The sequence below is a fragment of the Chamaesiphon sp. OTE_75_metabat_556 genome (genome assembly GCF_031378165.1).
In the GTDB taxonomy this organism is placed as follows: Bacteria; Cyanobacteriota; Cyanobacteriia; order Cyanobacteriales; family Chamaesiphonaceae; genus Chamaesiphon.
On the sequence record NZ_JANNDR010000200.1, the window covers coordinates 1 to 8,472 of the forward strand.

10 protein-coding genes and 1 pseudogene are annotated in these 8,472 nt (G+C 46.6%); 6 read left to right on the forward strand and 5 right to left on the reverse strand.

What is annotated here, in order from left to right:
* The first annotated feature begins 255 nt into the window (after positions 1-255).
* Positions 256-1,059: a cytochrome d ubiquinol oxidase subunit II gene (locus RMO27_RS08205; RefSeq protein ID WP_309731181.1), complete on the forward strand. Its 804-nt coding sequence runs from the start codon at positions 256-258 to the stop codon at positions 1,057-1,059.
* Between the two features lie 57 nt (positions 1,060-1,116).
* Here RMO27_RS08205 and RMO27_RS08210 read toward each other — a convergent pair.
* Together RMO27_RS08210 and RMO27_RS08215 are read right to left on the reverse strand one after the other, a co-directional pair.
* A pseudogene (locus RMO27_RS08210) lies at positions 1,117-1,269 on the reverse strand (phosphatase PAP2 family protein); the annotation flags it as partial.
* A gap of 29 nt (positions 1,270-1,298) precedes the next feature.
* Complete coding sequence (locus tag RMO27_RS08215) at positions 1,299-2,498, reverse strand: NAD(P)/FAD-dependent oxidoreductase (protein ID WP_309731183.1); 1,200 nt, start codon at positions 2,496-2,498, stop codon at positions 1,299-1,301.
* Between the two features lie 133 nt (positions 2,499-2,631).
* Between RMO27_RS08215 and RMO27_RS08220 the strand changes: the two genes are divergently transcribed.
* The 4 genes from RMO27_RS08220 to RMO27_RS08235 all read left to right on the forward strand — a co-directional run bounded on the left by RMO27_RS08220 (position 2,632) and on the right by RMO27_RS08235 (position 5,625).
* Positions 2,632-4,086, forward strand: coding sequence for a trypsin-like peptidase domain-containing protein (locus RMO27_RS08220; protein ID WP_309731184.1), 1,455 nt, complete (start codon positions 2,632-2,634; stop codon positions 4,084-4,086).
* Positions 4,087-4,192: 106 nt separating this feature from the next.
* A complete protein-coding gene (locus RMO27_RS08225) occupies positions 4,193-4,477 on the forward strand; it encodes a DUF2470 domain-containing protein (protein WP_309731186.1) in 285 nt (94 codons plus the stop codon).
* Positions 4,478-4,503: 26 nt separating this feature from the next.
* A complete protein-coding gene (locus tag RMO27_RS08230; RefSeq protein ID WP_309731188.1) occupies positions 4,504-5,121 on the forward strand; it encodes a pseudouridine synthase in 618 nt (205 codons plus the stop codon).
* Between the two features lie 60 nt (positions 5,122-5,181).
* Positions 5,182-5,625 (forward strand): hypothetical protein, encoded by a 444-nt coding sequence (locus RMO27_RS08235; RefSeq protein WP_309731190.1) that lies wholly within the window; start codon positions 5,182-5,184, stop codon positions 5,623-5,625.
* A gap of 25 nt (positions 5,626-5,650) precedes the next feature.
* On the opposite strand, the gene RMO27_RS08240 is transcribed toward RMO27_RS08235, so the two are convergent.
* The 3 genes from RMO27_RS08240 to RMO27_RS08250 all read right to left on the reverse strand — a co-directional run bounded on the left by RMO27_RS08240 (position 5,651) and on the right by RMO27_RS08250 (position 7,212).
* A complete protein-coding gene (locus tag RMO27_RS08240; protein WP_309731194.1) occupies positions 5,651-6,544 on the reverse strand; it encodes a LysR family transcriptional regulator in 894 nt (297 codons plus the stop codon).
* A gap of 65 nt (positions 6,545-6,609) precedes the next feature.
* Positions 6,610-6,768, reverse strand: coding sequence for a type II toxin-antitoxin system HicB family antitoxin (locus RMO27_RS08245; RefSeq protein WP_309731202.1), 159 nt, complete (start codon positions 6,766-6,768; stop codon positions 6,610-6,612).
* 150 nt (positions 6,769-6,918) lie between these two features.
* Complete coding sequence (locus RMO27_RS08250; protein WP_309731196.1) at positions 6,919-7,212, reverse strand: hypothetical protein; 294 nt, start codon at positions 7,210-7,212, stop codon at positions 6,919-6,921.
* Between the two features lie 449 nt (positions 7,213-7,661).
* Between RMO27_RS08250 and RMO27_RS08255 the strand changes: the two genes are divergently transcribed.
* Positions 7,662-8,174 (forward strand): transposase, encoded by a 513-nt coding sequence (locus RMO27_RS08255; RefSeq protein ID WP_309731199.1) that lies wholly within the window; start codon positions 7,662-7,664, stop codon positions 8,172-8,174.
* Positions 8,175-8,472: the final 298 nt, after the last annotated feature.

Consider the following 8,472-nt stretch of genomic DNA (forward strand, 5'->3'; position numbering starts at 1 on the left):
TGTTCTTTGCCAGCCGGATTATCGGCAAAGGGCCAAAACTAGATTTGCCATTACCGGGCGCAGACGGTCAATTTATCCTCAATACCGCACCCGCAGAATCAGTACCCGATCGCCGACCGATCGAAGCGCAGCAGTAGTTAGAGGATAGGGGATAGGGGATAGGGGATAGTGAATAGTGAATAGTGAATAGTGAATAGCACCAATAAATCTAATCATGAAAATTATGCAAATCCCAGTCTGTAGTTAGGAGTTTTCATGGACGCATTATTACATTTGGCCTATAGTACGATCCTAACCGCGCTCTATCTGCCCATTTTTATGATGATTTTCGGGTTGGTATTTCGGGCAGTCGCGTTTGAATTTCGGGAGCATTCTACCAATAAACTATTTTGGAATTATGCCTTTGGGCTGGGTATTTTTCTCGCTGCTTTAGGTCAAGGATTCGCCCTCGGTAGCACGATCGAAGGGATTAGTGTCGATGCTAAGGGTCATTTTATCGGTTCGACCTGGGATTGGCTGGATTGGCGATCGCTCTTAGTTGCCCTAACTTTAATTCAAGGTTATGTCTTAATTGGTTCGACTTATCTGATCCTGAAGACCGAAGGTGAGTTACAACAAACTCATTTTCGGACAGCAAAAATTGCTACTATCACGACATTAATTGGTGCAGTTCTCATCACGATCGTTACGCCAGTATTCTATGAAGCTACGCGAACGCGGTTGTTTGCACCCCCAATGGTCTATGTCTTCGCAGCCATTCCGCTCCTGGGAATATTATTAGTTTATTTACTACTCAAAAGTCTCGATCGCCAAGAAGAACGAACGCCATTTGTGTGGACGATTCTGATTTTCTTACTCAGCTTTCTCGGCCTGGGTTTAATTATTTTCCCCTATGTAATTCCCACCCAAATTACGATTTATCAAGCAGCAGCTTCGCCTAGTGCATTGGTATTTATACTAACTTTTGTCGGAGTACTAATTCCGATTATGATCTTCTATAACATCTACAACTATATTGTGTTCCGAGGCAAGGTTGTTACTGCTGTTGAATACGATTGATAAATTTTAGGTTCTAGATCTAAATTAAAAAAAGAGGGAGAAAATTCCCCCTCTTTTTTATGTATCTAAAGATCGTCTCCAGCTAAAATCTAATTTCAAACAAGTTATCAGCCATAAAAATCCAATCCCATAGCCCGCAATAATATCAGTGGGATAATGTACGCCTAGATATAAGCGACTCAAGCCGATTGCCAGCACCAAAACACTCGCAATCGCCAGGAGTTGAATCGCCAGCTACTCTATGATTTAACAGTCGATAATAACTTTACTAATGGTTGCGTCAGCCAATTGAAACCAACCTTGAGTTGATGTTCGAGGGTCGGTAGGCGATAGAGATACACCAGCCGCCGCGTCAAATAAGCCAGGGGACCATCCAATTGAATCCCCAGCCCAGATAACACGGCATTGTCATCACCTAAAACCATCATTTCGCCGAGATTGGTATAGCGGAAGGGCAACAGCGGTCGATCGGTCAGTGATGACCAGATATTCCAAGCGACAAAATCCGACTGTTGGAAGGCCACTTGGGCGGTCGTCGGCATGACTGCAACATCGGCATCGACAATCGCCGCAGCATCGCCGAGGGCGAAGATATCGGGATTGTCTTTAACTTGCAACAGTTCCGTGACGATAATTTTGCCCTGAGCATCGAGTGGCAAGCCAAACCCATCGATCGCCGGACTAACTTGATTGCCTACCGTCCACATCACAACTTCGACCGGAATGGTATCGGTTTGACCCTTGTAAATTAGCCCGATTGAGTCGGCGGTAATCTCCGCGACGTTAGTTTCGAGGTCTACCCAAACTCCGCGCTGTTCTAATGCCTTGAGGGCGGCATTGCGGTTGAATGCTGGAGCGTTGGGGAGAATGGTATCGCGGGATTGGATCAGGCGCACGCGGCCGCGTTCCTTCAAGCGATCGGCGACTTTGCAAGCAACTTCGACGCCACAATAACCCGCACCGACGATCGCCACCCGAATCCGTTCGGCGGAGGCGGTTTCGAGGTGACGCAATTTGGCATCGAGCCGATAGGCATCTTCAAGCGATCGAAACGGAATCGCGGATTCGGTGACACCAGGGACGCTTTCTGACGGCGTTTCACAACCCAAAGCTAAGACTAATCGATCGAATCCCAGCTCAGTACCATCAGCTAAGGCGATCGATTTTTGCACTTTGTCGATCTTGCTGACAGATCCCTGGATGAAGCGAATATCCGTCCCTTTCAACAGTTCGGCAAAGGGGGGTGCAATCTCCCAACCTTGCATTTCACCCGTAATTAGTTCATACAGCAAGGGTGTAAATACAAAATTAGGTTGCCGATCGATCAAGGTAATTGCTGGCTTTTGGCCGGGTTCCCAGGCGAGTTGGTGCAAACGCAGGGCAGTATACAAACCACCAAATCCCCCACCGAGGATACAGATATGCGGTACTGAAGTCATAATTCAATGATATTTGGCGATGGCAGAGCCGCTCCCCTGGAGAATTGGTTGAGAGCTTCTTTACTCACTGTAACAATTTTGAGGATTATCGGTGGTTAGGCTAAGATTAATTTCGTCATCAAACTACACGAATATGTCATCGAAGATCGGGCTATGGACGGGATTAATTGGCATTGGCTCCACGATCGTCCTCATCCAACCACCGACTGCCATCGCCGTCACCAAAACGGCGATCGAAATCGCCGAGACAGCGAAGGCAATTACCGTCTTAATTTCTGATGACCAGACGCAAGGTTCGGGCATCATCCTCCAGCATCAAGGTGATGTTTATACAATTCTCACTGCTGCCCATGTCGTCAAATCCCCAAGTAGTTACCAGATTACGACACCCGATGGACAACAGTATCTGGCGATCAATAGTTCGCGCCGCGCCGCGCCTGGGCACATCGATGTGGCGGTCATCAAGTTCAAATCGACGACTAAATATCCCACTGCCAAATTGGGCAATTGTCAGACGCTCAAGTCGGGGATGGATCTATATGTCGCCGGTTTTCCCGCTGCAACTAGAGTCCTCACAAAATCAGTGTTTGTCTTCAGGGAAGGGCGGGTTTCTGCCAATAGTAATCAAACTTTTGAAAATGGGTACTCGCTGGTTTATAGCAACGATACACTACCGGGGATGAGTGGTGGTGGTGTCTTAAATACGAACGGGGAAGTAGTAGCCATTCACGGCAGAGGCGATCGCGAACAACTCACCGATGGCACACTTGGCAATAAAACGGGCTTTAGTGTGGGGATTCCGATCGATCGGGTTGCGGCTGTTGCTAGCAATCTGGGGGTGCAACTCAGTCAACCACGGAGATCGATACCGCCAACTGCCCAGCCCCGCGCCGACGATTATGTCGCTGCCGCCGCTCAAAAGTATCGCAACCGCGACTATCGTGGTGCCCTTGCCGATTACGATCAGGCGATCTCTCTCAATCCCAAATCTGCACCAGCTTACAATTATCGTGGTGTGTTGAAAGAGAAGATCCAAGATATTCCCGGTGGATTGGCAGACTATAACCAGGCGATCGCCCTCAATGCCAACTATGGCGAGGCTTACAACAATCGCGGTAAGTTGAAATTAAATCGACTCCAAGATCCTCAGGGCGCATTAGCCGACTACGATTTGGCCATCGAACTCAGTCCCAAATTTGCGACTGCCTACGCCAATCGTGGGCATTTACAAGTCAAACTGATGAAAGTTGCCAGTAGATTGGCAGATTTCAACCGTGCGATTCAACTCGAACCGAATGAGGCTAGCTACTACAGCTATCGCGGTTTTTTGAAAATAGTCACGAGCGATCGATCGGGCGCATTAGCCGATCTCGGTCGCGCGATCGAACTCAATCCCCGTGATGCCGCTACATATCTCAAGCGTGGTGATTTCAAATACTATACGCTCAAAGATCGCGACGGGGGCATTGCCGATCTCGAAGTCGCCGAAAAACTAGCGCAGCAACAAGAGAATACTGAAGTCTACCGCCAAACAACGATCCGCCTCAACCGCTGGCGACAACTCAAAAAAGCTGGTTCTGAAGCGTAATTAAATCCTGACAGCGATCCGCTGCTAGTTGTCAGTCAGATCCCACCGAGATCGACCGTTTGCGGTACGATCGAGATATATTTTCGATCCCATCAATCCAAATCCTATGGCAGATCCCATTACTCCGGCAATTAGCGATCGCATCTGCAAGCACATGAATGACGATCATGCCTCCGCCGTGCTCACTTACGCCCACGTTTACGGCAAGTCTCCCACTGCGGAGACAGCCGCCATGAGTGCGATCGATCCTTTGGGCATGGATCTGACTGCGCTAGTAGACGGTGCAACAGTTAGTCTGCGAATTCCATTCGATCGCGAACTCACAGACTCCGAAGACGCTCACCAAGTCCTGATCGCCATGATTAGACAAGCCAGAACACCTTCTGCCTAAATTTGCTGGCAGGGCTAAACAACATCTTGCTCTGTGTTTGCACCGATCTGCTCAGTTCCTCCCAACTCCCCCTACCCTTGCGCTACATCCTCTTCTACAAGCCCTACGGTGTCCTGAGTCAATTTACCGACGATGATGGTCGGCAGACACTCAAAGACTATATTCCCGTCCCCGATGTCTATCCCGTCGGGAGACTGGATTGGGATAGCGAGGGGTTGGTACTACTGACAGATGATGGGCGATTGCAACATCGACTCAGCGACCCCCAGTATGGGCATCCCCGCACGTATTGGGTACAAGTCGAGAAGATCCCCGACGAGCTGGCATTAGACCGATTAGCCACTGGTGTCGAAGTCCAAAACTATCAAACCAAACCCGCCCACGTCAAATTACTATCGATCGAACCCCAGCTCCCAGCCAGAGATCCACCCATTCGCGATCGCCAAAATATCCCAACAGCGTGGTTAGAATTAACCCTCACCGAAGGCAAAAATCGGCAAGTTCGGCGGATGACCGCCGCCGTCGGTTTTCCCACATTACGATTGGTACGAGTGTCGATCGGGTTACTCTCCCTCAACGGTTTATCATTAGGATCTTGGCGAGATCTCACCAGTGCCGAGGTGAAAGCATTAAAAAGAAAATAAGCAAGGATCTCCAGGATCTCGCCTCGATCGAATTGGTGTTCTGAGTAGAAGATAGTGGATATGCACGCAATCAAACCAAAGCAACTCTCGATCGCCAATAGATCGATTTTAGGTGCCATTCTCGTCGCAATCTTAGTTTCGGTGCAGTCATGTGAAACACAAAACAAACGTGGGGCGGCTACACCCGATCGATTAGTTGAACAATATTCGATCGGTTTAGAAACTAAAAATGAGAAGTTAATTCTACAGCTAACCCCAGAAAATACCGATCTTACTAACCAAATAAAAACTAAAATCCGTAAGATTGGTGGGCGGAAGATTCAAGATCGCCAAGTTATTTACACTAAGCCAACACCCTTCTTATGGAATGCCAGTATTCGCGGTATTTATCTCGACCGCGATGGTAGCAAGCAACAATTTTCAGACTCAATCGTGCTGAAATATCAGAGTAAAGGCGAACTAAAATTATATGCAGGGCGTTGGTATTTATTTTTAGAGGAGTAGCAATAGGAAGATCGATCGAATGTCCTCACTCAAATTTCCTCAAAGCAATTTCTAATAATCTATTCATCGTCGGCGAATCATCATTCTGCCGCCAGACGATCGCGATCGTCGCTAGTTTATCTACACTCAAAGTACTCGATCGAATTGGCTGATAAACTACCCCTTGACGTTGAGCTTCCCGAATCGATGCTGGCAAAATTGACACCCCCATATTCGCCGATACGAGACTGACGATCGTCTGCATTTGGATACATTCTTGAACTACTTGAGGACTGAATCCTGCCGCCAGACAGATCGCAATAATTGGATCGTATAATCCTGGCGCGAGTTCGCGTGGAAATAGAATAAATGGTTCGGTAGCTAATGCGGCTAGATCGATTGAGTCCAGAGCTGCCAAATGATGATTGGTTGGCAAAGCCACAACTACAGATTCTTGAAAAATTACTTGACTATTAAAATCGCGTTCGATAATTGGCGGCCGGATTAAACCAATATCGATTCTACCTTCCCGCAGCCAAATTAATTGGCGATCGGTAGTCAGTTCGTGTAACTCAATCCGGACATCGGGATAGCGATCTCGAAACTGTTGGAGCATTACTGGCAGAATATTATAAGTTGCCGATCCCACAAACCCGATCGAGATTTGTCCGAGTTCACCACGACTAGTTTTACTACCAATATCGATCGCCCGATCGAGTTGTTGCAAGATTTGATTTACTTCACTTAAAAATGCTTGTCCTGCTGGCGTGAGCACGACCGATCTTTTAGTACGGTTGAATAAATCGAAGCCTAATTCTGCCTCTAGATCTTGAATTTGTTTAGTTAATGGCGGTTGCGAAATATGTAGTTTTTCTGCTGCTCGCCCAAAGTGCAAATCAATTGCAACTGCCTGAAAATAACGTAAGTGACGTAGCTCCATCAGATTTGAGATTTAGATCGATCGAGGAATATTTGTGGAAGTTAGTTTCAGTTCTTATCTATATTCTAGTTGGCTACGATCGACAAACAACCTTCGATCGCTTCATGCAGATTAGATATCAATTCATCCCAGCTATCCCCTTCTGTCGCACAACCTGGGATTGCGGGTACTTCTGCCCAATAGCCGCCTTCGCTCGCTTCATGGACGATTACGGCTAGTTTCAGCGATCGATCGGTAAAATATACACTTTATTTTAACACCGCTGGGATTATCCTTTGACGGCGATCGTCGATCGAATCCCAACCCACATATTCGCCTTTCACGGGTTTGTAGATGGCTTTGTTTATGCGTTGGCATAGCGTAACCGAATAGCCTTAATTCATTCCTGTCAAATGTCTAAGAATGACATCGAGCTTACCGTTCATTTCCGTACTAGCATCATCGATCTTTTGCTCTATGCGTCGGTTGCTTTGCTTGACTCCATCAACCTCGACGGCTAAACTGTCGATTTTGTAATGGAGTTCCGTCATATCTTGGTATACTCTGTCGAACGATCGCCGAATGTAGTCATTAGGCACGGTAGTTCGTTCGATCCGAGATAGTCGCTCTTCTAATCTAGCTATTCTGGCTTCTACGCTTCTATCCTCTGGTTCGTTTGCCTGGGTCATGATGCGAAATGCAAATCCTGTGATGTCTCAATTTTATCACTGGGGAATAGAAAATTGTCGATCGAACATCACCATCCCCAAAATACGATCGATCGAATCCCCACCTACATATTCGCCTGTACGGGTTCGTAGGGGCGGGTTTATGGCATCGATTCCGAATAATTCTAAAATCTAAATCAAACCCGCCCTCACCCACCACTAATCGATCGAACGTCATCATCTGCGAATTATATCGATCGATCATCACCATCCCAAATCCCCACGATCGAATCGAACATTATCATCTACGCACGAACGAATCGCAATCGATATTGACTGGTGGGGTTGGGCGGGTTCGTTCATAATTTCTGGAATTTGGCGATGATTATTAGCATAAACCCTCCCCTACAGATCTGTGCGATCGATCTAATCATGTATAATTCTGGATTAGATTTAATTGTTTAGGAACGATGAAATACGATCCCGATTTCAATCATCGGCAATCAATCCGACTCAACGGATATGACTATTCGACATCTGGGGCTTATTTTATTACTATTTGTACCCATGAGAGAGAACATCTATTTGGTGATATCGTCAACGAAATGATGCAATTTAACACCTGTGGTGATATTGCTCGATCGCATTGGCAGCAATTAGCGCAGTATCATCCAAATATTATTATGGATGAATCGATCGTGATGCCCAATCATTTACATGGCATTATTATTTTAGAATCATCGATGGATTATAAAAAATCAATCTCTGAAGTTATTCGAGGGTTTAAAACATTTTCAGCCAAGACAATTAATAAAGAACGTGGTTTGCGCGGTGTTCCAGTTTGGCAAAGAAGTTATTACGATCGCATTATCAGAAATGAATTAGAACTCGATCGCGTTAGGCAATATATTATCAACAATCCCCGTAATTGGGACGCAGACAAAAATAATCAAAATCAATCCTCCACCAACACAGATCCGTAGGGGCGGGTTTATGCTATCGATCGCGAATAATTCTAACAATCTCAATCGAACCCGCCCTCACCTACTAATAACCGATCGATCGTCATCATCTGTGAATCCCATTAATCGATCGTCGCCATCCCAAATTTCCACAATCAATCGAACATTATCATCTACGCACGATTGGGCAAAGCCCACGCTTCGCGATCGAATAACAATCGATATTGGCTGGTGGGGTTGGGCGGGTTCGTTCACAATTTCTGGAATTTGGCGACGATTTTTAGCATAAACCCGCCCCTACAGTCCCTTGAGATCGATC

Coding starts and splice junctions, on each gene's coding strand:
- RMO27_RS08205 (WP_309731181.1), top strand. CDS start 256: ATGGACGCATTATTACATTTGGCCTATAGTACGATCCTAACCGCGCTC.
- RMO27_RS08215 (WP_309731183.1), bottom strand. CDS start 2,498: ATGACTTCAGTACCGCATATCTGTATCCTCGGTGGGGGATTTGGTGGT.
- RMO27_RS08220 (WP_309731184.1), top strand. CDS start 2,632: ATGTCATCGAAGATCGGGCTATGGACGGGATTAATTGGCATTGGCTCC.
- RMO27_RS08225 (WP_309731186.1), top strand. CDS start 4,193: ATGGCAGATCCCATTACTCCGGCAATTAGCGATCGCATCTGCAAGCAC.
- RMO27_RS08235 (WP_309731190.1), top strand. CDS start 5,182: ATGCACGCAATCAAACCAAAGCAACTCTCGATCGCCAATAGATCGATT.
- RMO27_RS08240 (WP_309731194.1), bottom strand. CDS start 6,544: ATGGAGCTACGTCACTTACGTTATTTTCAGGCAGTTGCAATTGATTTG.
- RMO27_RS08250 (WP_309731196.1), bottom strand. CDS start 7,212: ATGACCCAGGCAAACGAACCAGAGGATAGAAGCGTAGAAGCCAGAATA.
- RMO27_RS08255 (WP_309731199.1), top strand. CDS start 7,662: ATGAAATACGATCCCGATTTCAATCATCGGCAATCAATCCGACTCAAC.